At 67.0% G+C, this 25178-nt stretch carries 25 protein-coding genes; 10 read left to right on the plus strand and 15 right to left on the minus strand.

The features are described from left to right. Positions 1-46 precede the first annotated feature (46 nt). A complete protein-coding gene (locus BX604_RS18950; RefSeq protein WP_098552144.1) occupies positions 47-1168 on the minus strand; it encodes a branched-chain amino acid ABC transporter substrate-binding protein in 1122 nt (373 codons plus the stop codon). A 120-nt stretch (positions 1169-1288) separates the two neighbouring features. Continuing rightward, complete coding sequence (locus tag BX604_RS18955) at positions 1289-2026, minus strand: FadR/GntR family transcriptional regulator (protein ID WP_098552145.1); 738 nt, start codon at positions 2024-2026, stop codon at positions 1289-1291. A gap of 264 nt (positions 2027-2290) precedes the next feature. Here BX604_RS18955 and lhpI point away from each other — a divergent pair, with 264 nt between their 5' ends. The 3 genes from lhpI (at position 2291) to BX604_RS18970 (ending at position 4601) form a co-directional block, all read left to right on the plus strand. After that, complete coding sequence (lhpI, locus tag BX604_RS18960; protein WP_098552146.1) at positions 2291-3226, plus strand: bifunctional Delta(1)-pyrroline-2-carboxylate/Delta(1)-piperideine-2-carboxylate reductase; 936 nt, start codon at positions 2291-2293, stop codon at positions 3224-3226. 173 nt (positions 3227-3399) lie between these two features. Continuing rightward, positions 3400-3804 carry a response regulator gene (locus BX604_RS18965; protein WP_098552147.1) on the plus strand — a complete coding sequence of 135 codons (405 nt, stop codon included), beginning with the start codon at positions 3400-3402 and terminating at the stop codon, positions 3802-3804. Between the two features lie 17 nt (positions 3805-3821). Further along, positions 3822-4601: a helix-turn-helix domain-containing protein gene (locus tag BX604_RS18970; protein WP_098552148.1), complete on the plus strand. Its 780-nt coding sequence runs from the start codon at positions 3822-3824 to the stop codon at positions 4599-4601. A gap of 23 nt (positions 4602-4624) precedes the next feature. On the opposite strand, the gene BX604_RS18975 is transcribed toward BX604_RS18970, so the two are convergent. The 6 genes from BX604_RS18975 to BX604_RS19000 all read right to left on the minus strand — a co-directional run bounded on the left by BX604_RS18975 (position 4625) and on the right by BX604_RS19000 (position 8995). Then, positions 4625-4978: a metal ABC transporter ATPase gene (locus tag BX604_RS18975; protein WP_098552149.1), complete on the minus strand. Its 354-nt coding sequence runs from the start codon at positions 4976-4978 to the stop codon at positions 4625-4627. Between the two features lie 176 nt (positions 4979-5154). Further along, entirely contained in the window at positions 5155-5394 is a 240-nt protein-coding gene (locus BX604_RS18980; protein ID WP_098552150.1) for a UDP-glucose 4-epimerase, read from the minus strand. A 16-nt stretch (positions 5395-5410) separates the two neighbouring features. Then, entirely contained in the window at positions 5411-5701 is a 291-nt protein-coding gene (locus BX604_RS18985) for a DUF1488 domain-containing protein (RefSeq protein WP_098552151.1), read from the minus strand. Positions 5702-5816: 115 nt separating this feature from the next. Next, positions 5817-6215 (minus strand): DUF488 domain-containing protein, encoded by a 399-nt coding sequence (locus BX604_RS18990; RefSeq protein ID WP_098552152.1) that lies wholly within the window; start codon positions 6213-6215, stop codon positions 5817-5819. Between the two features lie 127 nt (positions 6216-6342). Then, entirely contained in the window at positions 6343-7545 is a 1203-nt protein-coding gene (locus tag BX604_RS18995; RefSeq protein WP_098552153.1) for an amino acid aminotransferase, read from the minus strand. A 64-nt stretch (positions 7546-7609) separates the two neighbouring features. After that, positions 7610-8995 carry an amino acid permease gene (locus tag BX604_RS19000; RefSeq protein WP_098552154.1) on the minus strand — a complete coding sequence of 462 codons (1386 nt, stop codon included), beginning with the start codon at positions 8993-8995 and terminating at the stop codon, positions 7610-7612. 321 nt (positions 8996-9316) lie between these two features. On the opposite strand from BX604_RS19000, the gene BX604_RS19005 reads away from it, so the two are divergent. Further along, on the plus strand, positions 9317-9790 hold the full coding sequence (locus BX604_RS19005; RefSeq protein WP_006479071.1) for an Lrp/AsnC family transcriptional regulator: 474 nt from the start codon (positions 9317-9319) through the stop codon (positions 9788-9790). 45 nt (positions 9791-9835) lie between these two features. On the opposite strand, the gene BX604_RS19010 is transcribed toward BX604_RS19005, so the two are convergent. Continuing rightward, positions 9836-10747 carry an EamA family transporter gene (locus BX604_RS19010; RefSeq protein WP_098552155.1) on the minus strand — a complete coding sequence of 304 codons (912 nt, stop codon included), beginning with the start codon at positions 10745-10747 and terminating at the stop codon, positions 9836-9838. A 349-nt stretch (positions 10748-11096) separates the two neighbouring features. On the opposite strand from BX604_RS19010, the gene BX604_RS19020 reads away from it, so the two are divergent. Then, positions 11097-12770 (plus strand): phospholipase C, encoded by a 1674-nt coding sequence (locus tag BX604_RS19020; RefSeq protein ID WP_098552156.1) that lies wholly within the window; start codon positions 11097-11099, stop codon positions 12768-12770. A gap of 114 nt (positions 12771-12884) precedes the next feature. Then, a complete protein-coding gene (locus BX604_RS19025) occupies positions 12885-14303 on the plus strand; it encodes a cytochrome-c peroxidase (protein WP_098552157.1) in 1419 nt (472 codons plus the stop codon). Positions 14304-14327: 24 nt separating this feature from the next. Here the strand turns inward: BX604_RS19025 and BX604_RS19030 are convergent, their stop codons facing one another. Together BX604_RS19030 and BX604_RS19035 are read right to left on the minus strand one after the other, a co-directional pair. Then, the gene (locus BX604_RS19030; protein ID WP_098552158.1) at positions 14328-15059 is read right to left on the minus strand and encodes a class I SAM-dependent methyltransferase; all 732 of its coding nucleotides are present in this window, start codon (positions 15057-15059) and stop codon (positions 14328-14330) included. A 76-nt stretch (positions 15060-15135) separates the two neighbouring features. After that, entirely contained in the window at positions 15136-15579 is a 444-nt protein-coding gene (locus BX604_RS19035; protein ID WP_098552159.1) for a type VI secretion system amidase immunity protein Tai4, read from the minus strand. Between the two features lie 357 nt (positions 15580-15936). On the opposite strand from BX604_RS19035, the gene BX604_RS19040 reads away from it, so the two are divergent. The 4 genes from BX604_RS19040 to BX604_RS19055 all read left to right on the plus strand — a co-directional run bounded on the left by BX604_RS19040 (position 15937) and on the right by BX604_RS19055 (position 20045). Next, complete coding sequence (locus tag BX604_RS19040) at positions 15937-16647, plus strand: GntR family transcriptional regulator (RefSeq protein WP_098552160.1); 711 nt, start codon at positions 15937-15939, stop codon at positions 16645-16647. 73 nt (positions 16648-16720) lie between these two features. Continuing rightward, entirely contained in the window at positions 16721-17518 is a 798-nt protein-coding gene (locus BX604_RS19045; protein ID WP_098552161.1) for an SDR family oxidoreductase, read from the plus strand. A 36-nt stretch (positions 17519-17554) separates the two neighbouring features. Then, the gene (locus BX604_RS19050) at positions 17555-18487 is read left to right on the plus strand and encodes a 3-keto-5-aminohexanoate cleavage protein (protein WP_098552162.1); all 933 of its coding nucleotides are present in this window, start codon (positions 17555-17557) and stop codon (positions 18485-18487) included. A 229-nt stretch (positions 18488-18716) separates the two neighbouring features. Further along, positions 18717-20045, plus strand: coding sequence for an MFS transporter (locus tag BX604_RS19055; protein ID WP_098552163.1), 1329 nt, complete (start codon positions 18717-18719; stop codon positions 20043-20045). A 66-nt stretch (positions 20046-20111) separates the two neighbouring features. Here BX604_RS19055 and BX604_RS19060 read toward each other — a convergent pair whose 3' ends face one another. The 4 genes from BX604_RS19060 to BX604_RS19080 form a co-directional block, all read right to left on the minus strand. Continuing rightward, positions 20112-21434, minus strand: a complete 1323-nt coding sequence (locus BX604_RS19060; RefSeq protein ID WP_098552164.1) for a TIGR00366 family protein — start codon at positions 21432-21434, stop codon at positions 20112-20114. A gap of 413 nt (positions 21435-21847) precedes the next feature. Further along, positions 21848-23182, minus strand: coding sequence for a chloride channel protein (locus BX604_RS19070; protein WP_098552166.1), 1335 nt, complete (start codon positions 23180-23182; stop codon positions 21848-21850). A 178-nt stretch (positions 23183-23360) separates the two neighbouring features. Beyond that, on the minus strand, positions 23361-24602 hold the full coding sequence (codA, locus tag BX604_RS19075) for a cytosine deaminase (protein ID WP_098552167.1): 1242 nt from the start codon (positions 24600-24602) through the stop codon (positions 23361-23363). 73 nt (positions 24603-24675) lie between these two features. Beyond that, positions 24676-25140: a VOC family protein gene (locus BX604_RS19080; RefSeq protein WP_098552168.1), complete on the minus strand. Its 465-nt coding sequence runs from the start codon at positions 25138-25140 to the stop codon at positions 24676-24678. Positions 25141-25178: the final 38 nt, after the last annotated feature.

Genomic DNA, 25178 nt, shown 5'->3' on the forward strand with positions numbered 1-25178 from the left:
AAAACGACGGACGGCGGCATCGCCGCCATCCGGTGACGGTTGACGATTACTTCGCGTACGGCTCGGGCAAGCCGTTGCGGATCACGTAGACGGTCGTCGGCGCGCCCTTCAGGTCGCCGTTGGCATCGAACGAATAGGTGCCCGCGACGCCGACGTAGTTCGTCTTCGCCAGCTGCGCGATCAGCTTCGCCTTGTCGGTGGTCGTGCCCGCCTTGACCATCGCGTCGGCGAGCAGCTTCATGCCGTCGTAGTAGTTGACGCCGTAGACCTGCGTATCCGTGTGATAGGTGTCGTGGTACTTCTTCAGGAATTCGCGGCCGGCCGCGGTCTTCTCGAGCGCGACGCCGCCCTGTGCGCAGTAGACGATGGATGCCGCGTCGCCCGCGACCTTGCCCATGTCGGCCGAGCAGATGCCATCGCCGCCGAGCAGCTTCGCGCGCAACCCGCGCTGCCTCATCTGCTTGGCCATCGGCGCGCCCTGCGCCGCATAGCCGCCGAAGAAGATCACGTCGGGGTTGCTGGCCTTGATCTTGGTGAGAATGCCGAGGAAATCGCTGGCCGACGAGTTCGTATACTCCTGGTCGACGATCTTGATCCCGCTCTCCTTCGCGACCTTCGAGAACTGCTCGGCAACGCCCTGCCCGTAGGCGGTGCGGTCGTCGATCACGGCGGCCGTCTTCGCGTGCAGCGTTTGCGCGGCGAACGTGGCCATCGTGCCGCCGAGCTGTTCGTCGCTCGCGCCGATCCGGAAGATGTTCTTGAAGCCCTGCTTGGTCAGCGCCGGATTCGATGCGACTGGCAGCATCGGTACACCTGCGGTGTTGTACACGCGCGATGCCGGGATGGCGACGCCCGAGTTGTACGGCCCGAGCACCGCGACGACGCCCTTGTCGACCAGATTCTGCGCGACCTGCACGCCCGCTTTCGGGTCGGCCTGGTCGTCCTCGGACAGCAGCTTGAACGTGACGGCCTTGCCGGCAACCTTCACGCCCGCCTTGTTGAGCTCGTCGACGGCCAGCCGCGCGCCGTTTTCATTGTCCTTGCCGTTGGCGGCCTGCGGGCCGGTCAGCGGCGCCGAATGGCCGATGATCACGACTTCCTGCGCGTGGGCGGAAGTCAGCGCGCCGGCGGCGATGGCCACCGAAAGCGCGGTCAAGACGTGTCGCATGGTGTCTCCTGATTGGTTTTGTGTGAAACCAATGTAGGTCACGCGTGGTCACCATGCAAGCAATTTCAAAATTATTTTTCCGAATCTGGTTTCTTTCAATACCAGAACAACGCGACGCCGTTACTTCGGCGCGATGTCGCGCCGCACGCGGCAGATGTGCTGCTCGACATAGAACGCGGCCGCGTCGCCATCGCCGGACACGATCGCCTCGTAGATCAGCCGGTGCTCGGACACGTAGAGCCGGATGCGGCCCGCGTCGTAGATCCCGTCGTCCTTCAGTCGCCGCCACAGCGGCTGGTCCATCGTCTTCGCGACTTCGTCCGCGATCTTGACGATCAGCGCGTCGCCGGTCATCAGCGCGAGCTGCCGGTGGAACAGCCGGTCGCTCTCGTTCCACACCGCGCGCTGCTGCGGATCGTCGATGTCGGTGACGGTTTCCATCTGCGCAAGATAGCTTTCGGCGACCGGATCGGCGCGGCCGTGCGCGGCCGCGAGGCGGGCGATCGCGGGCTCGAGAATGAGCCGCACGTCGAGCGTCGAGGTCGGGCTGAAGTCCGCGTCGGGCGTACTGTGCGTGTCGCCGCGCTGCGCGAGCACGTCGAGCGGCGCCGACACGACGTAGGTGCCGGAATTGCGCTTCGTGAACACGAGCCCTTCGTTCTGCAGCGCGCCAAGCGCCTCCCGCACGGCCGGCCGGCCGACCTGGAACAGCGCCGCCAGTTCGCGCTCCGACGGCAGCCGGGAATCGGCCGCATAGCGCCCCGCGCAAATCTCGTCGCGGATCTTCTCGGCGACCTGCTCGTAGATCTGCAGCGGCCGAAAACCGGCTTCGAGCGATTCGGGACGGGCGGACATCATCGGCAGGCTCCTGCCCGGGCGGGCGTGGACGTGAAATGGGTTCGCACTATACCGGAGCGACACCAGTGCCGATACGCGCAGCGCCCCATCTGGATGGATATTAGAACCAAAATCGGCCATTCGCTCGATTTTCCGGATTGCGGAATGCCCTGCAATTGGTATAGATTCGATCCAGAATATCCGCTGTCGCGGTATCCGGCAGCCTCCGTGGCGAGCGCACCCTGCGCCCGTCGTCCATGCCCACCGACGCAACCGATCCACACGATGACCGCCCTCTCCCGGATTCCCGCTTTCGACGCGACCGAAACGGCCGCACTGCTCGACTACCCGGCGTTGCTCGCCACGCTCAGGCAAACCGTCGCCGACTACGCGGCAGGCGAAATCGTCAGCCCCGAGCGGCTGGTCGTGCCGCTGCAGGCCGGCGGCGTGATGCTGTCGATGCCGTCGAGCGCGCGCGACCTTGCCAGCCACAAGCTCGTGAACGTGTGCCCCGGCAACGGCGCACTCGGACTGCCGACGATCCTCGGCCAGGTGAGCGCGTACGACGCGACGACGGGCGCGCTGCGCTTCGTGCTCGACGGCCCGACGGTCACCGGCCGCCGCACGGCCGCCGTCACGGCGCTCGGCATCCAGGCGCTGCACGGCGCCGCGCCGCACGACATCCTGCTGATCGGCACCGGCAAGCAGGCCGCCAATCACGCGGAAGCGCTCGCGGCGATTTTCCCGGACGCACGCCTGCACGTGCGCGGCTCGCGCGCCGACAGCGCAGCCGAGTTCTGCGCCGCGCACCGCGCGCAGGCGCCGCGGCTCGCGCCGCTCGACGGCGACGCGATTCCCGATGCGATCGACGTCGTCGTCACGCTGACGACGAGCCGCACGCCCGTCTATCGCGAAGCGGCACGCGAGGGCCGGCTGGTGGTCGGCGTCGGCGCATTCACCGCGGACGCCGCCGAGATCGACGCCGACACCGTGCGCCATAGCCGCCTCGTCGTCGACGACCCGGTCGGCGCCCGCCATGAGGCCGGCGACCTGATCGTCGCGCAGGTCGACTGGCAGCAAGTCGCGTCGCTCGCGGACGTGCTGCGCGGCGCATTCGAGCGCCGCGGCCCGCTGCTGTTCAAGAGCGTCGGCTGTGCGGCATGGGATCTCGCCGCGTGCCGCACGGCGCGCGACGCACTGGACGCGCGCTCGCGCAACTGATTCAGCGGCAGCGCCCCGCTGCCCGCCTGCCGTGCGCCCGTCATCGCGACGTGCGCGCGCCGCCGTGTGCCGGTACGCGTTGTAGGAATCGCCCTACAACGCGGCGAAGCGGCCTACACAAACTTCCAATTCGGCCGATTTTCTTTTCGGCGGCGGGCCACGATACTGCCCGCATGAATGCCAGCCTGCCACCCACCGCACTGAGGGTGTTCCTCGTCGATCATGCCGTCGCCGTCCGGCAACGGATCGCGCTGCGCGTCGGCGCGATCGGCGGCGTCGTGGTCGTCGGCGAAGCGGAAGACGGCCACGACGCGCTGCCCCACATCCGCAGCAGCCACGCGGACGTGGTGATCGTCGACCTGCGGCTCGCGGACGGTATCGGTCTCGACCTGATCGGGATGCTGTCGAAGGCGGCACCGCGCGTCGTCACGCTCGTGCTGACGAATCATTCGGCAGCGGCATTCAGAGAGGCATGCGCGGTGGCCGGCGCCGATTACTTCTTCGACAAGACCACCGAATTCGACGCCGCATGCCGCGTCATCGAATCCCTGGTGCACGCTCGCGCGCAGCACCCCTGACCGAGCCAGAGTGACCCATGTCTACCGCCGCCACCTGTGCAGCCGACCCGTACGTCGAGCCCCGGCCAACGATTCCCCTTCGGGCGGTTACGTCTGCCGACGCCGCCAAACATCCGGCCGCGCGCTGCTCCGTCTGCGCGATGCGCTCGATGTGCCTGCCGCCGGACCTGACGGCCGCCGAGTACGGCCGGCTCGACGCGATCATCTGCGCGACGCGGCAGATTCGCCAGGGCGATGCGCTGTTCCGCTCAGGCGATCCGTTCCATAGCATCTATGCGGTGCGTGCAGGCTCGTTCAAGACGGTGATGATGCATCGTGACGGCCGCGAGCACGTGACCGGTTTCCAGATCGCCGGGGAAACGCTCGGGATGGATGGGATCGGCGGCGGCCAGCACTGCTGCGATGCGATCGCGCTCGAGGACAGCGTGGTGTGCATCATCCCGTTCGGCGCGCTCGAAGCGGCGTGCCGCGAGATGAAGTCGATGCAGCATTTTCTCTATCAGATGCTGAGCAGCGAGATCGTCCGCGAATCGAGCCAGATGCTGTTGCTGGGCACGATGTCGGCCGAACAGCGTGTCGCGCATTTCCTGCTGAACCTGTCGGCGCGCTTCGAGGCGCGCGGCTATTCCGCATCGGAATTCAACCTGCGGATGACGCGCGAGGAAATCGGCTGCTATCTCGGGATGAAGCTCGAAACCGTCAGCCGGATGTTCTCCCGGTTCCATCGCGACGCGCTCGTCGAAACGCGCGGCAAGCGCGTGCGGATCATCGACGCGCAGGCGCTCGCGCAAGTCTGACCGGCGTCAGGGTCGCGTTCGCTTCATCGCGACGCATCGCCGGTCGCGGCGCCCTGCAGCGCAAGCGCTTCGATGTCGCCGGTCTGCCACGCGTCCAGCATTCGTTCGGCCTGCGCGAACGCACAGCGCATCGCCTCGGCTACGTCGTCACCGCTGCAGCATGGCAACGATGCCGGTGCGCGGCCGTACATGAGCAGCTCCAGCCTCACGTCGTAAGTCCGGCCTCCGTCGACGGACGGGCGCGCCTCGATCGCCAGGCGGCAATCGCCGAGCCGCGCGCGGAATCGTTCGAGCCGCACCAGTTGCGCACCCGCTTCGGCTTCCAGCGCGGCGAAGCGCGTGCAACCGACGCAGACGATCTGCATGCCCACGCCCATTTCGCTCCTCCTGACGGCGTTGCCCGCTCGTCGCCCGCATTGCCTGTCCTGCTGCCGCGCCTGCGCCGGAATCCGGCGGCACCGCGCGTGTTTCCCGCCGGCCCGACGGAAGGCCGGAGATACGCGTTCACGCCGCTACCGGCATGACGCGCCCGCCTCGATCGACGCGCGGCCGTTCACACGCTGAACGTCTGCGACGTCTTCATTTCGATCCACGTCATCCCGGCGCGCAGCCCTTCGATCGCCGCTTCGTGCTCGGTCGGATACGCATGACTGTGCTCGAACGTGTGATGAAAGCGCGCCGGCCCGGTGCCATGCTCGACCGACACACGACAGCGGAACTGGCCCGATTCGCACGGCCGTGTCTCGACTTCGACCGACCAGTCGCGTTCATGAATAGTGCCCTGCAGTGCCATGCGCCCTCCTGCGGTATCAGTCGTCGAGCCGGAAGTGACCGCTATGCAGCAACACCGGCCGGCCGCCGATTTCGTCGAGCATTCGCCGTGCCATCGCCTCGATCGCGGACCGGTGCGCGTCGAATGCGTCCAGTAAATCCCGTTCGAGCAGCGAGCGCGCGCCGAAATGGTCTTCCAGTGCTTCGGCCGTGACCGCGCACTGCACACAGCGACCGTCGACCAGCGCCGAAAACGCGACGACCAGATCACGCGCGCAGTATTCGGGCGGGTCCGGTGGAAAGGCAATCTGCATCTGTCCGCCTGTCATCGTCGTAACGACTCCATGACCAGAGCATAGTGGTGTGCGCCGCCGCGTGCTTGACCCACGTCAACCGGTTCGCTGGACCACGCGATGCCACGCAACATGATGCGGCCGGGCGGATTCAGCCCGCGTCCGCGTCGATCGTCGCCCCGCGCTCCGCCAGCAGCTCGCGCAGCACGCTGCGATGGCAACGGTGCGCGTCCTCGCAGTAACAGCCGATCGAGAATGCGCTCGTTGCGGACAACGCCGCAAGCAGATCCAGCACCTTCGGCGCGTCGCCATGCGCCATTTCCGCACGGAAGTGGCGCGTGAACGCATGCCATTGCGCGTCGGTTTCGGCCGTCAGCGCCTGCGCGACGAGTTCGGCGCTCGGCGAGAGCGTCGGCAGCCATACATCATAGTAGTTTCGCGACGCGAATTCCGCCTTCGGCACACCGCGCGGCGGCCGCCGCACCGTGCCGATCCTCAGGCCCTCGCCGGGCGCGCGCGGCGTGCCCAGCCGTACGATTCGAATAGCCATGCCGCTCCTTCGTCGCGTTCGATCCCCCATCGTACCGCTGCGCCGCCGCCGCGCAAGAAAAAACCGGCTGCCTCCGCATGGAGACAGCCGGTTTCGGCGATGCAGCCGGCGAGCGCCGGCGCGCCGGTCAGACGCCGCTCTTCAGCACCTTGCCGATCGCATCCGCGACGATGCCGACGTTCGAGTCGTTCAGGCCCGCGACGCACATGCGGCCCGAACGCAGGATGTACACGCCGTGCACTTCGCGCAGCGCTTCGACCTGCGATTCGGTCAGGCCCGTGTACGTGAACATCCCGCGCTGCTTCACGTAGCGCGTCAGCGCTTCGCCGCTCACGTGGTCACGCAGGCCGTCGTGGATCGACTGGCGCATCCGCGCGATGCGGCGGCACATCGCCGCAAGTTCTTCTTCCCACTGCTTGCGCAGCGCGGGCGTGTTGAGCACGGCCGCCACGACCTTCGCGCCGTAGGTTTGCGGGTTGCTGTAGTTCGAGCGCACCGCGCCGGCCAGCTGGCCGAGCACGCGGTCGGCCGCGCCGGCATCCTCGCAGACGACGCTCAGGCCGCCGACGCGCTCGCCATACAGCGAGAAGTTCTTCGAGAACGAGTTCGCGACGAGCGCCGGCACGCCGCGGCGGGCCAGCTCGCGCACCGCGAACGCGTCCGCGTCGAGCCCCGCGCCGAAGCCCTGGTACGCCATGTCGACGAACGGCAGCAGCCCGCGCACCTCGATCACGTCGATCAGCTTCTCCCACTGGCCTTCGTCGAGATCGACGCCGGTCGGGTTGTGGCAGCACGCGTGCAGCAGCACGATGCTGCGCGCCGGCAGCGCGTCGATCGCCGCGAGCATCGCGTCGAACTTCAGGCCGCCCGTCGCTTCGTCGTAGTACGGGTACGTATTCACCGTGAAACCCGCGCGCTCGAAGATGAAGCGGTGGTTTTCCCAGCTCGGATCGCTGAGCCACACCTGCGCGTCCGGGAAGTAGCGCTTCAGGAAGTCCGCGCCGACCTTCAGCGCGCCCGAGCCGCCGAGCGTCTGCACGGTAGCGATGCGGCCGGCCGCACGCGCCGGGTGATCGGCGCCGAACACCAGCGACTGGACGGCGTCGCGATACGCGGCCAGGCCGATCATCGGCAGGTAGGGCTTCGGGCCGATGTCGCGCTGCAGCGCGGTTTCGGCTTCGCGCACGGCGCCCATCACGGGAATCCGGCCTTCGGCGTCGAAATAGATGCCGATGCTCAGGTTGACCTTCTGATCGCGCGGATCTTTCTGGAAGTTCTCGTTGAGCGTCAGGATCGGGTCGCCGGGGTACGCGTCGATGTGTTCGAACATGGCTATGTCGGTCTCGTTTGGAAGAATGATCGGTTGTGGCCTGGCCTGCGTGTCAGCGTCGGTGTCAGCGGATGGACGCGCCGTCGCGCACCGCGTAGCCCGCATTCTTCTGACGGAAGCGATACCCGATCGCGAGCACCGCGAGCCATACCGGGATCAGGTACACCGACAGACGGAGATCCGGCGTCAGGTACATCACGACGAGAATGCCGGCCATGAACGCCAGGCACAGGTAATTCGTGAAAGGATAGCCCAGACTGCGGAACACAGTCTGCTCTCCGGCGATACGCTTGGCCTGGCGGAACTTCAGGTGGATCAGCGTGATCATCGCCCAATTGATGATCAGCGCCGACACGACGAGGCCCATCAGCACCTCGAACGCCTTGCCCGGCATGAAGTAGTTGACCAGCACGCACACGCCGGTCGCAAGCGCCGACGCGCCGAGCGCGGCGAGCGGAATGCCGCGCTTGTTCACCGAGCACAGCACCTTCGGCGCATTGCCCTGCTTCGCGAGGCCGAACAGCATCCGGCTGTTGCTGTACACGCCGCTGTTGTAGACCGACAGCGCGGCCGTCAGCACGACCACGTTCAGCACGTTCGCCACCATGTTGCTGCTCAGCGCGTGGAAGATCAGCACGAACGGGCTGCCGCCGGAGACGACCTTTTCCCACGGATACAGCGACAGCAGCACGGCGAGCGCGCCGATGTAGAAAATCAGGATCCGGTAGATCACCTGGTTGGTCGCGCGCGGAATGCTGTGCTTCGGATCGTCGGCTTCGGCCGCGGTGATGCCGATCAGCTCCAGCCCGCCGAACGAGAACATGATCGCCGCCATCGACATCACGAGCCCCGACACGCCGTTCGGGAAGAAGCCGCCGTGCTGCCACAGGTTCGCGACGGTCGCTTCCGGCCCCGCATGACCGCTCGCGAGCAGCCAGCCGCCGAAGCCGATCATCCCGACGATCGCGGCCACCTTGATGATCGAGAACCAGAATTCCGTCTCGCCGTACGATTTCACGCTCGCCAGGTTCAGCAGGTTGATCGCGACGAAGAACACCAGCGCCGACACCCAGGTCGGCACGCCCGGCCACCAGTACTGCACGTAGATCCCGACGGCCGACAGCTCGGCCATGCTGACGAGGATATACAGCACCCAGTAGTTCCAGCCGGACAGGAAGCCGGTGAAGTGGCCGACGTACTTGTCGGCGAAGTAGCTGAACGAGCCGGCGACGGGCTCGTCGACGACCATCTCGCCGAGCTGGCGCATGATGAAGAATGCAATGATGCCGGCCACCCCGTAGCCGAGCAGCACGGACGGGCCAGCCATCTTGATCGTCTGCGCGATGCCGAGGAACAGCCCCGTGCCGAGGGCGCCACCGAGCGCGATCAGCTGGATGTGGCGATTCTTCAGCCCCCGCTTCAGGCCGTCCTTCTCGTTTCCAGAAACCATGTCTTCTCCACTCTCTCCGCTTCCGCCGGAAGCGGTGCGGCGCGCCTCGGTGTGCCGGGCGCTGTTTTGCTGTGCCGGCGACCGTTCGTGGAGCCACCGGGTTGGGGACTGCAATCTTCGCGTGGCAACGCCCGATGATTCGCGTCGACGGGCCCGCCAGACCGGCCGCCGACTGTCGTCTTCGCCGCATTGCTGCGGTCGCACACGAAAATCCGGCGTCAGTTTAGCGTCGCGACGACGAAATCGGGTTGCGTAACCCGCTCATGCAAACCCTACATTATGAGATAAGATTGCATCCGGGAGACAGATGAGGAAACAAAAATGCCTGAACCGGTTCTCGATCGGATTGATCGCCACTTGCTGTCGGTGTTGCAGGAGAACGGTCGCGCGTCGAACCTCGACCTGGCGAAGGCGGTCGGCCTGTCGCCCGCGCAGACGCTGCGACGCCACCGCCGGCTGGAGGAGATCGGCGCGATCCGCCGTTACGAGACGCGCCTTTGCCCCGATACGCTCGGTTTCGGCGTCACCGCGTTCGTGCACGTGACCATGGAGCGCGGGCATATCCGCGACCTGTCGAAGTTCCAGAAACTGGTGTCGGATCTCGCGCAGATCCAGGAATGTTTCTCGGTGACGGGCGATATCGACTACGTGCTGAAAGTGGTCGCGCACGACCTGAAGGGGCTGTCGACGTTCCTGCTCGAGACGCTGATGCGCATTCCCGGCGTGAGCGGCGTGCATTCGAGCGTGTGTCTCGACGAGATCAAGTGCACGAGTGCGATGCCGGTGGAGAGCTGAGGCGTCAGGCGATACGCCGAGCCATGCGTCGTTCGATAGCCGTGTTCACCGCACCGCCTCAAACGCGCTGATCAGCAGCGCCCCCGACGCAATCACCACACACCCGCCCGCGCGACGCGGCGTCAGCCGCTCGCCCAGATACACGCGCGCGATGAGCGCCGCGAACACCACGCTCGTCTCGCGCAACGCCGACACCGGGCCCATCGGCGCGCGATCCATCGCCCAGATCACGATCCCGTACGCGAGCGCCGCAAATACGCCGCCGCACGCGGCCTTCGCCGTTTCGCCGACATCCTGCGCGAGCCGCAGCGACCCCGCCCGCAGCCGGTAGTACACGGCCATCAGCAGCCCGGTCAGCACGAACATCCACGCGGTATAGCCGATCGTGCTGCCGCTTTCGCGCACACCGATCCCGTCGACCACGCTGTACGCGGCAATCGACACGCCGGTCGCAAACGCGGTCGGCAACACCTGCGTCATCCGGTGCCGCGCACCGCGTCCGCCTTCCAGCCCGATCGCCATGATCCCCGCGCAGATCAGCACGAGCCCGAATTGCGCGCCCACGTTCAGCCGCTCGCCGGCGAACGCCGCCGCGCCCAGCGTGACGAGCAGCGGCGCGGTGCCGCGCGCGACCGGATACGCGACGGTCAGGTCGCCGTGTTCGTACGCGCGCACCAGCAGCAGCGTATAGACCACATGAATCACCGCCGATGCGACGACGCAGATCCAGCTTGCGGGCGAGATCGGCGCGGCGGCCGGCAGGAACAGCAGCGCGAACAGCCCGATCGCGATCTGCAGCACGGTGGCCGACCGCAGCCGGTCGCCGCTGCTGCGCACGAGCGCATTCCATGACGCGTGCAGGAACGCGGCGCACAGCACGGCAAACAAAACGGGAATCGGCACGCTGAATACTCGCTGACGGTCGGCAACGCGAAATCGTCGCCGCGGGCCGTCCATCGTATGAATGCGTCACGCGATTGTCAAAAACGACCGGCTGCGCGGCCACGCGACCGACCCTGCCCGCAGCGCGCTATCGCCCGCCGGACATGGCGTTTGGCGCCGTGACGAGGGGCCTGGCCGAATGTGTCGCCAAGGTGGCAGACACCACATCCCTTTCCGTTGTCTTTCGTCACTCTCCGCGCCGTAATGAAATCGATACCGCAACGCAACCGTCGCGAAACCGCTCCGCCCCCATATCTTCATACCGGACTGTTTCAATGCCGGTGCTCTATCAACGAGCTTCGCGCCGAACCGACACGGCGACGAAGCCGATCCCCACCATCGCAAACCTATCCGGAGTTTCCCGATGTTCCGTCAAGCCTTGCTCGTCACCGCCTGCGCCGGCGCAGCGCTTGCGCTGTTCGCCTGCGGCGGCAGCGACGATCCCACGTCGACGCCCGCCGTGTCGTCGCAGGACGCGCTGAAAACCGCCACGCCGATCAAGCACGTCGTCGTGATCTACGGCGAAAACGTGTCGTTCGACCACTACTTCGGCACCTACCCGAACGCGTCGAACCCGTCCGGTGAACCGGCCTTCACCGCGAAGTCCGGCACGCCGACCGTCAACGGGCTGACGGGCACGCTGCTGACCGCGAACCCGAACTTCACGAACACGGCCAACGGCACCGACGCCGCAAACCCGTTCCGCCTCGATCGCACGCAGGCCGCGACCGCCGACCAGAACCACGCCTACACGGCCGAGCAGCAGGCCGAGGACAACGGCCTCGCCGACCTGTTCCCGAAATACACCGGCAAGGGCTCGTCGGGCGGCGCCGGCGCGTTCGGTACGAAGGGCCAGGTGATGGGCTTCTTCGACGGCAACACCGTCACCGCGCTGTGGAACTACGCGCAGCGCTTCGCGATGAGCGACAACGCGTATACGACGGTGTACGGCCCGTCGACGCCGGGCGCGCTGAACGTCGTGTCGGGCCAGACCAACGGGATGCAGATCGTCAAGACGTCGGCACAACCGTCGACGCTCGCGAAGAGCTCGTACTACATCAACGACGGCCAGGGCGGCCTGACGATGATCAACGACGTCGACCCGGGCTACGACGTGTGCTCGAGCACGACCGACCAGGCGATGATGACCGGCAAGAACATCGGCGACCTGCTGAACGGCGCGAAGATCACGTGGGGCGGCTTCATGGGCGGCTTCAACCTGTCGACGACCAACGGCAACGGCACGACGGGCTGCGCACGCAGCACGATCGCCACCGCCGTGAACGCCGCAACGGCCGACTACATCCCGCACCACAACTGGTTCCAGTACTACGCATCGACGTCGAACCCGCAGCACACGCGCCCGAGCGCGGTCTCGGCGATCGGCTCCAGCCTCGAAGCCGACGGCAAGACCGCCGAGCCGGCGAACCACCAGTACGACACCGACGACTTCTTCTCGGCCGTGAAGGCCGGCAACTTCCCGTCGGTCAGCTTCCTGAAGGCGCCGGCCGCGCAGGACGCGCACGCGGGCTATTCGGATCCGCTCGACGAGCAGGCGTTCGTGACGAAGGTCGTCAACTTCCTGCAGCAGCAGCCCGACTGGCAGAGCACGGCCGTGATCGTCACCTATGACGACTCGGACGGCTGGTACGACCATGCGTACACGACGCCGACCCGCTCGTCGTCCGACGCGGTCGACCAGGTGAACGGCAACGGCAAGTGCGGCTCGGGCGGCACCACCGGCGTGAACGGCGGCACCGTGAACGGCCGCTGCGGCCCGGGTGTGCGCATTCCGCTGGTCGTGATCTCGCCGTATGCGAAGCAGAACTACGTCGACCACACGCAGATCGACCAGGCGTCCGTCGTGCGCTTCATCGAGGACAACTGGCTCGGCAGCCAGCGCATCGGCGGCGGCTCGTTCGATGCGTCGGCGGGCGACCTGCGCGGCCTGTTCGACTTCTCGTCGAAGCCGAATACGGCACCGCTGTATCTCGATCCGACGCAAGGCACCGTGCTGAGCTCGGCACCGGCGAACTGACCGGCATGGCGTAACACGTAGCAGCAAGCAGCAGGCCGGCGCATCGTGCGCCGGCCGTTTCCATTTCACGCGCCGCGTCGTGCGGCGCCCGAACTCCGACTTCCGACCGACAGCATGACAGCTCGTCCCGCGTACCCGTCTCCCGACGCATCCGGCGCCACCGCGCCGCGTTCCCCTTCCCGCGCGCTGCGCCGTGCGGCGCTCGCGCTCGGCGCGGCCGTGCTCGGCTACGGCGCGTTCGCGATCGCGTTTCCGGCCCGCACGCCGGCGGCGATCGGCGACGTCGTCGCCGACTGGACGGGCGCCAATCCGCATCCGGTCGTGCTGCAGCGCCCGGCCGCGCAGCCGCTGTCCGCGGTCGCGCAACTGGGACGCGCGCTGTTCATCGATCCGTCGCTGTCGGCCTCCGGCAAGCAGTCGTGCGCGTCATGCCATAGCCCCGATCACGCGTACGGCCCGCCGAACGGGCTCGACGTGCAGCCGGGCGGCCTCGCGATGACGCAGCAGGGTTATCGTCCGCCGCCGTCGCTGATGTACCTGTACCGGCAACCCAACTTCAGCATCGGCCCCGATGCCGGCGAAAACGACGCCGCGCCGAGCGTCGCGCAGCAGGCTTCGGCGGCGGCCGGCGTCGTCAAGGCACAGAAGGTGGCCGGCACGTCGGCGGCACCGCAGCTCGTGCCGCAAGGCGGCATGTTCTGGGATGGCCGCGCCGATACCCTGCAGCAGCAGGCGTTCGGACCGCTGCTGAATCCGGTGGAAATGGCGAACGCAAGCATCGACGACGTCGTGCACAAGCTCGCGCAGTCGTCGCATCGCGCGCAGTTCGAGCAGCTGTTCGGGCCGCGCGTGTTCGACAGCCCGCAGCTCGCGGTATCGGAGGCGATGTTCGCGATCGCGCGGTATCAGGTCGAGGATCCGTCGTTCCACCCGTACAACAGCAAGTACGATCGCTGGCTCGAAGGCCGCGCGCGCCTCACGCAGGCCGAACTGCACGGGCTGCGGCTCTTCAACGATCCGGACAAGGCCAACTGTGCCGGCTGCCACCTGTCGAAGCCCGGCAAGGACGGCTTGCCGCCGATGTTTACCGACTATCAGTACGAAGCGCTCGGCGCGCCGCGCAACCGGCAGCTCGCGCAGAACCGCAACCCGGCGTTCTACGATCTCGGCGTGTGCGGACCGTTCCGCGAGGACCTGAAGGACCAGACGCAGTATTGCGCGATGTTCCTCACGCCGACGCTGCGCAACGCCGCGACGCGCCACGTGTTCTTCCACAACGGCGTGTTCCATACGCTCGACCAGGTGATGGCGTTCTACAACGAGCGCAGCATCTCGCCGCAGAAGTTCTATTCGCGCGGCGCGGACGGCAAGGTCGACGAGTACGACGATATTCCGGCGAAGTACCGCGCGAACGTCGACGTGACCGATGCGCCGTTCGATCGCAAGCCCGGCGACAAACCCGCGATGACCGCGCAGGACATCAAGGATATCGAAGCGTTTCTCGGTACGCTGACCGACGAGCCGGCGCACTGAGCGCCGACGATCCGCCGCGCGGCGTCAGCAGCGCGCGCGGATGCAGAGGAAGGCCGGCGCCAGCGACAGCTCCGCATGGAGCCGTTCCGACACGGCCTGCATCTCGGGCAACGGCCGCGGCTCGACGAAGCGCTCGAGCCGCCAGCCGGCGTCGGCGAGCGCGTTCAGGATGTCGGCGAGCGGGCGGCGCCATGCTTCGACATACGGCTTCGGTTCGCCGAAACCCGACCAATGGATGCCGAACCGGTTCGTGTCGTAGTACGTGCCCGCCCCGTGCGTGCGCTCGTCCATCCAGTCGCGCATCGGATGCGCCATCGAGAACACCAGCGTCGCGCCCGGCCGGGCGACGCGCCGGAATTCACGCAGCGTCGGCGCGAGATCGCGCAGATAGTCGAACGCGAGCGAGCACAGGATCTTGTCGAACGACTGATCGGGCAGCCAGTCGAGCGGCGCCGCGAGATCGCCTTCCACGACGTCGACCGCGAGCCCCGCGCAGCGGGATTTCGCGAGTGCGATCATTTCGGGCGTAATGTCGAACGCATGCACGATCGCGCCGTGGCGCGCGAGGTGCTCGCTGCAGATGCCGGGCCCGCAGCCGGCGTCGAGCAGCGTCAGGCCGTCGACGTCGCCGAGCAGCGCCATCGTCGCCGGCCGTTCGTAGAGTGCGTTGTGCGCCTTGGTCGGCGCGATGTCCGCGTAGCGTTGCGCGAAGCTCGCGTACGCGCGGCGCGCGGACGGTTCGTTCGGGTCGGTCATGCGGTGTCCGTCGGGAGAATCGGAGTGTCGATTCTGCCCGATCGGCACGCGGATGGCGACGTTCGAACGCGGCCGCCTATCGCGGGTTCTCGGCCCGGTACGTGCTGTTCGGGCGCAGGACGAGCTTCTTCGCGGCGGCGTCCAGTTCCTTGCCGTGATACAGATCCATGCACTTCAGGTAGTCGAACCTGACGACCCTCACTTCCGATTCGACGATCGGATTCCGGTAATCACGTGCAAGGTATTTCGCCACCAGCGCGTGCACGACGTCCGGTGCGCGCTCCAAGTCGTAGTAGGTCCAGTCGCGCAACGCGTTCGTGCTGCTGCCGATATCCTTGCTCACGGCGGGTGCCTGCTCGTAGGCGGTAGCCAGGCACTGCGCGAGCACCATGTCCTTGAAGTTCTGGAGGTAGGTCCGTGAACCGGCTTCCGGCGACGTTCGGGGTGCCTCCTTCGCCGACACCGTTGCAGGATGAAGCGCAGCGCATGCCAGTGCGATCGCGATCCAGGCGCCCTTCATGACAGACTCCCAAAATTCGCAGGATCCGTACCCCACGCAACGGCAAACGAAGGTCGTTTCACTTCGACTCCTTGTCATTGGAATTAACTTGGTTGGCTCGCGTGCATCGGAAAATCACCGCGACTCATGGTTTCCCGAAACCCTTCGGGTCCTCCATCCCGCGCATCATGATGCGCTCAAAGAAAGGTTTTCGTAATAATCATCTGGCGACACCTGTCGTACCCTCGCCCACCTCCCGCGAAGCACCCCTCGTTTTCCCCACCCCCGACCATCTTGACTCCCGTCGCCCGATCGACAACACTTCGCACATCGCAAGTGTGATCACAGATCGCAGATCAAACCCAGGAGAACCCCGCCTTGGCGCCTCGCATCGTCCCGCCCGCACTGAAAGCCATCGAATCGGAAACGATGGCCGACAAGGTCTATCAGCAACTGCGCGAAGCGCTGATGAGCGGCCGTTTCGCGCCCGGCCAGGCGCTGAGCCTGCGCAGCGTCGCCGAGGCAGTCGGCTCGTCGACGATGCCCGTGCGCGCCGCGCTCACGCGGCTGCGCGCCGAGCGCGCGCTGGTCGACGGCCCGAACCGCGCGCTCGTCGTACCGCCAATGACGCTCGACATGCTCAACGAACTGCGCGACGTGCGGATCGCACTCGAAGGCTGCATCGCCGAACGCGCCTGCGCACGCATGACCGACGCCCAGATTGCCGCCGTCCGCAAGACCTGCCAAACGATGCAGGCGCAGGTCGAGGCCGGCCGTTCGCGCGCGTACCTGCAAAGCAATTTCGCGTTCCACAGCGCGATCTACGCGCACGGCGCGAGCGAAAGCACGCTCGCGATCGTCGAGAACCTGTGGATGCGCGTCGGGCCGTTCCTCAACATGGTCGCGCTTGATATCCCGCACATGCAGCGTTCGATGGATGCGCACCGCGCGATCGTGGATGCGCTCGAGCGGCGCGACGGCGCCGGCGCGCGCGCCGGCATCGCGCTCGACATCGGCGGCGCGGCGCACGATCTCGCCGAGACGTTGCGTGCCGAGCAAACCCCTCGGCGCGTGAATGCGAAGCCGTAGCGGTCGCTCTGCATGGCAGCCAGCCCCCGGGCGGCGCCACACCCGATCACTTCAACGATGGAGACAACCCGGCATGACCGCTTCCGACCTGCTGAAACCCTATGACGGCCTGCGCGTCCTCGTGACGGGCGGTGCCTCGGGCATCGGTCTCGAGATCGCCGACGCGTTCGCCGAATGCGGCGCGCGCGTCCATGTGTGCGATGCATCGCAAGCCGCCATCGCGGCGCTGGCCGACCGGCCGTCCCGCCCGACGATCAGCGCAACGCTGGCCGACGTATCCGATCCGGCCGCGGTCGAGCGTGTGTTCGCGGATGCCTCGGCGACGCTCGGCGGCCTCGACGTGCTGGTCAACAATGCAGGCATCGCGGGCCCGACAGCGGGCATCGACGAGATCGACCCGGTGCAGTGGGAGCAAACGGTCGCGATCAACCTGAACGCACAATTCCAGTTCGCGCGGCGTGCGGTGCCGCTGCTGCGTGAGGCCAGGCACGGCGGCGCGATCATCGCGTTGTCGTCGGTCGCGGGACGGCTCGGCTACGCGTTCCGCACGCCGTACGCGGCAACCAAGTGGGCCATCGTCGGCCTCGTGAAAAGCCTCGCGATCGAGCTCGGGCCACTCGGCATCCGCGTGAATGCGATCCAGCCCGGCATCGTGCGCGGCCCGCGGATACGCCGCGTGATCGAGGCGCGCTCGCAGCAGCTCGGGATCGGCTACGACGAGATGGAAAAGCGCTATCTCGAGAAGATTTCGCTGCGACGCATGACCGATCCGGCCGAAATCGCCGCGACCGCGCTGTTCCTGTGCTCGCCGGGAGGACACGGCATCACCGGACAGGCGATCTCCGTCTGCGGCAACGTCGAAGTGCTCTGAAGCCTCCTGCACCGCTCACATTAAGGAATCCTGTCCGTGGCAAACGCTCGCAAAGTCATCATCACCTGTGCGCCGACCGGCGCGATCCACACGCCGTCGATGTCGCCTTACCTGCCCGTGACGCCCCGGCAGATCGAGACGGCCGCTGTCGCGGCTGCCCAGGCCGGCGCCGCCATCCTGCACCTGCACGCGCGCAACCCGTCGGACGGCAAGCCGACGCAGGATCCGGCCGTGTTCGCCGAATTCCTGCCGCGCATCAAGGCGCAAACCGACGCGGTGATCAATCTCACGTCGGGCGGCAGCCCGCACATGACCGTCGACGAACGGCTGCAGCCCGCGCTGCATTTCCAGCCCGAGATCGCATCGTTGAACATGGGCTCGATGAATTTCGGGCTCTATCCGATGCTCGAGCGCTTTCGTGAACTGAAGCATCCGTGGGAACGCGAACATCTCGAGAAGAGTCGCGACCTGGTGTTCAAGAACACGTTCGCCGACATCGAGACGATTCTCACGCGCTGCGGTGCGAACGGCACGCGCTTCGAATTCGAGTGCTACGACATCTCGCACCTGTACAACCTCGCGCATTTCGTCGACCGCGGGCTCGCGAAGCCGCCGTTCTTCGTGCAGAGCGTGTTCGGCCTGCTCGGCGGCATCGGCGCGCACCCGGAAGACCTGATGCACATGCGCCGCACGGCCGACCGCCTGTTCGGCGACGACTACGTGTGGTCGATTCTCGGCGCGGGCCGCAACCAGATTCCGCTCGCGACGATCGGCGCCGCACAGGGCGCGAACGTGCGCGTCGGGCTCGAGGATTCCCTGTGGATCGCGCCGGGCAAGCTCGCCGAATCGAGTGCCGCGCAGGTACTGAAGATGCGGCAGGTGCTGGAGGGCCTGTCGCTGGACATCGCCACGCCGGCCGAGGCGCGCGCGATGCTCAGGCTCAAGGGCGGCGACGCGGTCAAGTTCTGATCGCCGGGCCCTACCCGAGATCCGCCGTACACCAGGACCCGCAAGCGCAGAGACAAGGCGACGGCCCGAGCCGGCGCCAGGACGCCCTTCATCGCCCCGCTCCCGTCGAGCGCCGCCGGCGCGGCTTTCGTCGTCTGCCCCTCCGCTGCGCGCGACGCAGCGACCTCTGTCGAACGCGGTGCGCCGTGCTTGCCGTGTGCCCCCGTTCGCCTTTACCGGAGTCGTCCGCATGTCCACTCACCACGCCCAGGCACTGCCTTCCGCCGCCTGCGACACAAGCGCGTCGCTGAACCGGCTGCTGTTTCGCAAGTTGATGCCGCTGCTGATCGCCGCCTATGTCATCAGCTTCCTCGACCGCACCAACATCGCATTCGCCAAACACTCGATGAGTGTGGATCTCGGCATTTCATCCGCCGCCTACGGGCTCGGCGCGGGTTTGTTCTTCCTCACCTACGCGCTGTTCGAGATCCCGAGCAACCTGATCATGCACCGCGTCGGCGCGCGCTTCTGGATCACGCGGATCATGATTACCTGGGGTGCGCTGTCGGTCGCGATGGCATTCGTCGGCGGCCCGACGTCGTTCTATGTGATGCGCCTGCTGCTCGGCGTCGCCGAAGCCGGGCTGTTTCCGGGCGTGATGCTGTACCTCACGTACTGGTTCGGTCGCGAGGAACGTGCGCGAGCGACAGGCTATTTCCTGCTGGGCGTGTGCATCGCGAACATCATCGGCGGGCCACTGGCCGGCGCGCTGATCGAACTCGACGGTTCGCTCGGCCTCCACGGCTGGCAATGGCTGTTCGTCGTCGAAGGGATTCCGGCGATCCTGCTCGCCATCGTCGTCTGGATGCGCCTGCCGGACCGCCCCAGCAGCGCACCGTGGCTCTCGCCGGAAACCGGTCGGGCTCTCGAACGCGCGCTGGCGGCAGAACAGGATGCCGGCGTGGCCACCCGCGGCGCTCACGCGTTCGGCTCCGCGCTGCGCGATCCGCAGATCTGGCTCGCGATTTTCGTGTACTTCTGCCACCAACTGACGATCTACACGGTGATCTTCTTCCTGCCGAGCATCATCGGTGCATCCGGGCATTTCTCGCCGTTCGCGGTCGGATTGCTGACCGCGTTGCCGTGGCTGGCCGCCGCGCTTGGCGCAGCCACGCTGCCGCGCTTCGCGCGCGAGTCGCGCCACTCGCGCCGGATACTGTGCGCCGGGCTCGTGGTCATGGCAGCGGGGATGGTGGGCGCCGCGCAAGCGACGCCGGTGGCCGGCCTCGCTTGCGTGTGCGTTGCCGCGTCGATGTTCTTCGTCGTGCAGTCGATCGTCTTCACGTTTCCCGCGTCCCGACTCGCGGGCAGCGCGCTGGCCGGTGGTCTCGGTCTCGTGAATACGTGCGGGCTCCTCGGCGGCTTCGTCGGCCCGACTGTCGTCGGCGCCATCGAACAGGCGACGGGAAATGCAAGGAACGGGCTCACGCTGCTCGCCGCGGCGCTCGTCGTCGCGGCGTTCGCGAGTCTTGCGCTGCGTCACGGGCACGAACTGCGCGGTGCGCGCTCGACCGGCTGAACGTCCGCGCGATTCAAGCCGGCGCGATGCGGCGATTCAATTTCGTCCGCGTCGCGCCGCGTTTCATCAGAACAGATACATCCCTGCGACGAACACCACGCCCGAGAACAGCAGCGTCGTCACGCAGTACCCCATGATGTCGCGCACGCCGAGCCCGGCGATCGCGAGCGCAGGCAGCGCCCAGAACGGCTGCGCCATGTTGGTCCACGCCTCGCCGTACGCAATCGCCATCGCGGCCTTGCCGAGATCGGCGCCGAGCGCCTGCGCGGCCGGCATCACGAACGGGCCCTGCACGACCCAGTGGCCGCCGCCCGACGGCACCGCGAAGTTGATCACGGCCGAGCTGAGGAACGCGAGCAACGGGAACGTGTGCACGTTCGCGATATCGACGAACCACTTGGTGATCACGCCCGCGAGGCCCGAGTGATCCATCAGCGCCTGGATGCCCGCGTAGAACGGGAACTGGATCATGATCCCCGACGCGCCACGCGCCGCGCCGGCCACTGCGCGCGCATAGGCCATCGGCGTACGGTGCAGCAGGATGCCGGCCGCGAGGAACGCAAGGTTCACGGTGTCGATGTCGAGCGCGAAGCCCTTCTGCTTGAACCGCAGCACGAAGAACACCGCGCACAGCGCCGCGACGACGATCGACAGCGCGCGGCTTTCTTCCAGTCGTTCGGCGAACGTCGCGTCGGGTCCGAGCTGACGCTCGACGCTCGGCGGCTCCGCGAGCAGCGCCGGATCGACGCTGACAACGTCGCCGGGCTTCGGCATCATCATCCGTGCGAGAAACGGCAGCATCACGATCAGCCCGATCGTGATGAACGCGTTGTAGCCGGTGAAGATCGTGTGCGACACGGGAATCAGCCCGATGGTCTTTTCCATCGGATTGCCCTTCGTCGCCGCGACGAGCGGGACCGAACCCGACAGCCCGCCGTGCCAGCTCAGGAAGCCCATGTACGCGGACGCGACGAGCAGCCGGTAGTCGCTGCCGGCCACGCGGCGCGCGACTTCACGCGCGAGCATCGCGCCGAGCACGAGGCCGAAGCCCCAGTTGATCGCACACGCGAGCGCGCCGACGAACGCGACGAGCATCACGCCCTGCCCCGGCGTGCGCGCGGTGCTTGCGAGCGCAACGAGCATGCGTCGCACGGGCGGCGAGCTCGCGAGCGCGTGGCCGGTGACGAGAATCATCACCATCTGCATCGAGAACGCGAGCAGGTTCCAGAAGCCCGAACCCCACATCGTCGTGAGTTGCGCGGGCGAGTTCGGCGTGAGGCCGAACGCGAGCGCGAACGTGACGATCGTCAGCAGGATCGCGAAGATCAATGGGTCGGGCAGCACGCGGTGGACCACCTGCGTGAAAAAGCGGGAAATGCGTTGAATCAACTTGAGCTCCTCGTTTCCTGATAGGGACGTCCGCGCGTGTGGTTCGTTGTTCGATGCGCGGAATCGCGCGGATTCTTGCACAGAACCGCGTGGTTTGCCTCGATGTGATCGCCTGCGTTTGCCGGGATGAATCCGAGACCGCCGAATCCGCTTCATGCCGGTCGCTCGATCCGGACATCGGCGCGCCATCGACGGCGCTCAAGCGGAACGCGCTGACGCAAGAACGCCCGCGTGGCTGCTGACCAGGCGGGCGTTCGGCTTGTTTGATGCGATTTGCGTTCAGTGCTTCGGCGTATGGCGCGCCACCGGTCGGAGCAACCAGCGACCGCGCTCGATGGCCTCGTCCATCATGCCGAGCGTCAATGACCGACCGCCCGGCTTGTCGGCAACACACCTGTCACCCGGCATGCAGTTCAGCGAGCCGCCGTCGCCGGCGTACCGACCATCGTCATCGCACTCGCACGCCGCTCCGCCAGCTTCTGCGCGAACCGATACGCAACGAGCGAACCGGCCACGGCCAGCAGCATCGGCACGAGGCTGTCGTGATTCGCATGCGTGAATTCGAGCAGCAGCACGACGGCCGTGATCGGCATCTGCATCGACGCGGCAAGAAACGCGGTCGCACCGATCAGCGCGCATCCGCCGATCGACGCACCCGGCCACACGAGGCTCCACAGCCCGCCGAGCACGACACCCAGCAGCGCGCCATTCGCCAGGCCCGGCGTCAGCAACCCGCCCTCGGCGCCCGCGCGCAAACTGCCCGCCTCGACCAGCACCTTCAGCACGAGCAGCGCAGCGGCAAGACCGATCGTCAGCGAGCCGTCGAATCCCAGCGAAGCCGGTCCCTTGCCATTGCCGAGCAGTTGCGGAAACCGCATCGCCAGCACACCGATCACCGCGAAGTTGATCAGCGCGAGCACCGGCAGCAGCCGGCCCTTCGGCGCATCGGCCCGTGCGCGGGTCGTGAGCCGCACGAAGCCGTATCCGGCGAAGCCGAACAACGGCCCGCAGACGATCGACCAGACGACGAGCGGCGTGCTCAGCACGAACGGCGGCACCACGTACTGGTGTTCGTTGCCGAGACCGATCCATGCGACGACCGCCGCGATCGCCGACGTGACAAGCGCCACCACCAGCGCGCGCATCTCGAACGTGCCGAGCAGCACTTCGAGCACGAACACGGCACCGCCGAGCGGCACGTTGTAGACGGCCGCGAGGCCGGCACCCGCACCGCACGCGACCATCAGCCGGCAGTCGGCGGGCGTGAGCCCCGCACGGTGCGCGAGCCGCCCGGCCAGCAGCGAACCGATCTCGCGCGGCGCGACTTCGCGGCCGAGCGGCGAGCCGAGCGCGACGGTGACGATCTGCAGCAGCGCGTGAACCGTCGTGCTGACGAACGGCATCCGCGGGTCGACCGCGCGAACCGCACGGCGGATGCTGACGAGCGGCCGCCCATAGCGGTAAAGCGCCCACCAGCCGCCGCCCGCGACGAGCCCGCACACGACCAGCACCGCCAGCCTGCGCAGCGGATCGGCCTGGGACACGCCCGCGAGGAAGCTCTCGGTGCCAACCACGTGCGGGAGGCTGTAGCCGTAGGCGACATGCTGGATCGCGTGCAGCAGCAGCGCGAGCAGCATCCCGCCGAAGCCCGCGCCGACGCCGGTCAGTACCGTGACGACGGCGATCCGTGCGAACGGGCTGGTGGACGGCGAAGCAGACGCGGGAGCGGAAGGGAGATCGAGGCGCATGAGGTCGGCGAACGAGGATCGAAAAAGACGGCGCGCACCCTGCACGCCGCTGTCAGGACCGCATCGTAGGCTTCGACATCTCATGAGACAAACGTATTTTTCTGATCAACTCATGTATTTTTCGAATACTAGAGCCACGACACCCCACAGCGGGGCATCGTGCCCCGCCGCTGCCGCCTCACTCCGGATAAGTCACCCGCTCCGGCTCGCGCCGCATGATCACCTTCCCGTGCCGCACCGACAGCGTGGCTTTCGCCTGCCGGCGCACCGCTTCGTAATCGCTGTCCGCGTCGAGCACGACGAGGTTCGCCGGGCGCCCGACCGCGATCCCGTAGCCGTCGCCGAGATGCATCGTCGTCGCGCTGTGATCGGTCACGAAGTCGAGGCAGCGCTGCAGGTCCTGGTAGCCCATCATGTGGCAGATATGGAGCCCCGCATCGAGCACCCGCAGGATGTTGCCGTTGCCGAGCGGATACCACGGATCCTTGATCGAATCCTGCCCGAAGCACACGTTCAGGCCCGCGCGGTCGAGCTCCGCGACGCGCGTGACGCCGCGCCGCTTTGGAAACGTGTCGAAGCGCCCCTGCAGGTGGATGCTCTCGGTCGGGCACGAAATGAAGTTGAGCCCCGCGCGCTTGAGCAGGCGGAACAGCTTCGAGCAATACGCGTTGTCGTATGAACCCATCGCGGTCGTGTGGCTCGCCGTCACGCGCGCGCCCATCCCGCGCACGCGCGCTTCTTCCGCGAGCACTTCGAGAAAGCGCGAATGCGGATCGTCGGTCTCGTCGCAGTGCACGTCGACGAGACATCCGGTGCGCTCGGCCAGATCCATCAGGAAGCGGATCGAGCTGACGCCCTGCTCGCGCGTGTTCTCGAAATGCGGAATCCCGCCGACGACGTCCGCGCCGAGCTCGATCGCCTGCTCCATCAACGCGCGCCCGTCGTCGAACGACTCGATGCCTTCCTGCGGAAACGCGACGATCTGCAGGTCGATCAGCCCGCGCGCCTCGTCCTTCACTTCGAGCATCGCCTTCAGCGCGGCCAGCGTCGGATCGGTGACGTCGACGTGCGTGCGCACGTGCTGGATGCCGTGATCGCGCAGCATGCCGATCGCCGTGTGCGCACGCGTCTTCGTATCTTCGTGCGTGATCGTCGCCTTGCGTTCAGCCCAGCGCTCGATCCCCTCGAACAGCGTGCCGCTCATGTTCCAGGCCGGCTCGCCAGCGGTGAGCACGGCATCGAGATGGATATGCGGCTCGACGAGCGGCGGGATCGCGAGGCGCCCGCCCGCATCGACGTCGTCGGCGCCGACGGGCGTGACCAGTGCGGTTTGCGCGTCGATCCGCGCGATCTTGCCGGCGTCGATGCCGATCGTGAACAGTCCGTCGCGGCCGCGCAGGCGGGTATTGAACAGGTTCATGTGGGTCCAGGCGTCATGCGGCCCCGGCGGGCCGCGTGGTGGGGAAAACCGGCTCGGGCAACGCGTCCGGCCGTTATCTGAAATCCTCGATCGTCAGGCCGGTCGCCGCGCTCATCTCGTCGTTCGACACATCGCGCACGTGCTTGCCGAACGTCCATACGTGCCGGCCCGGGTCGCGGGCGCGATACACGCGCTCGCCGTAGAACTGGTCGGCCGGCGCCTGCAGGATCTCCGCGCCGGCGGCACGCGCGCGTTCGCAATGCGCGTCGATGTCCGCGTCGTCGGGAAGATGCACGTGGACGTTCTGCGTGTTCCGGTCGCCGGTGTCTTCCGGCGACGCGATGAAATCGGCCCACGAACCGCCGACCATGACGACACCGTCGCCGAATTTCATTTCGGCGTGTGCGATGTCGCCTTCCGGCGTGGTGACGACGATCCAGCGCTGGAAGCCGAATGCGCGCTCGAGCCACGCGAGCGCGGCTTTCGGATCGCGATAGCACAGCGCGGCGCTGAAGGACGGACGGCGAGGCGTGGTCATGGGGTGTCTCCGGATCGTGTCGTCGGATTGCCCATTCT

It is taken from the genome of Burkholderia sp. JKS000303, from assembly GCF_002563755.1.
Classification (GTDB): Bacteria; Pseudomonadota; Gammaproteobacteria; order Burkholderiales; family Burkholderiaceae; genus Burkholderia; species Burkholderia anthina_B.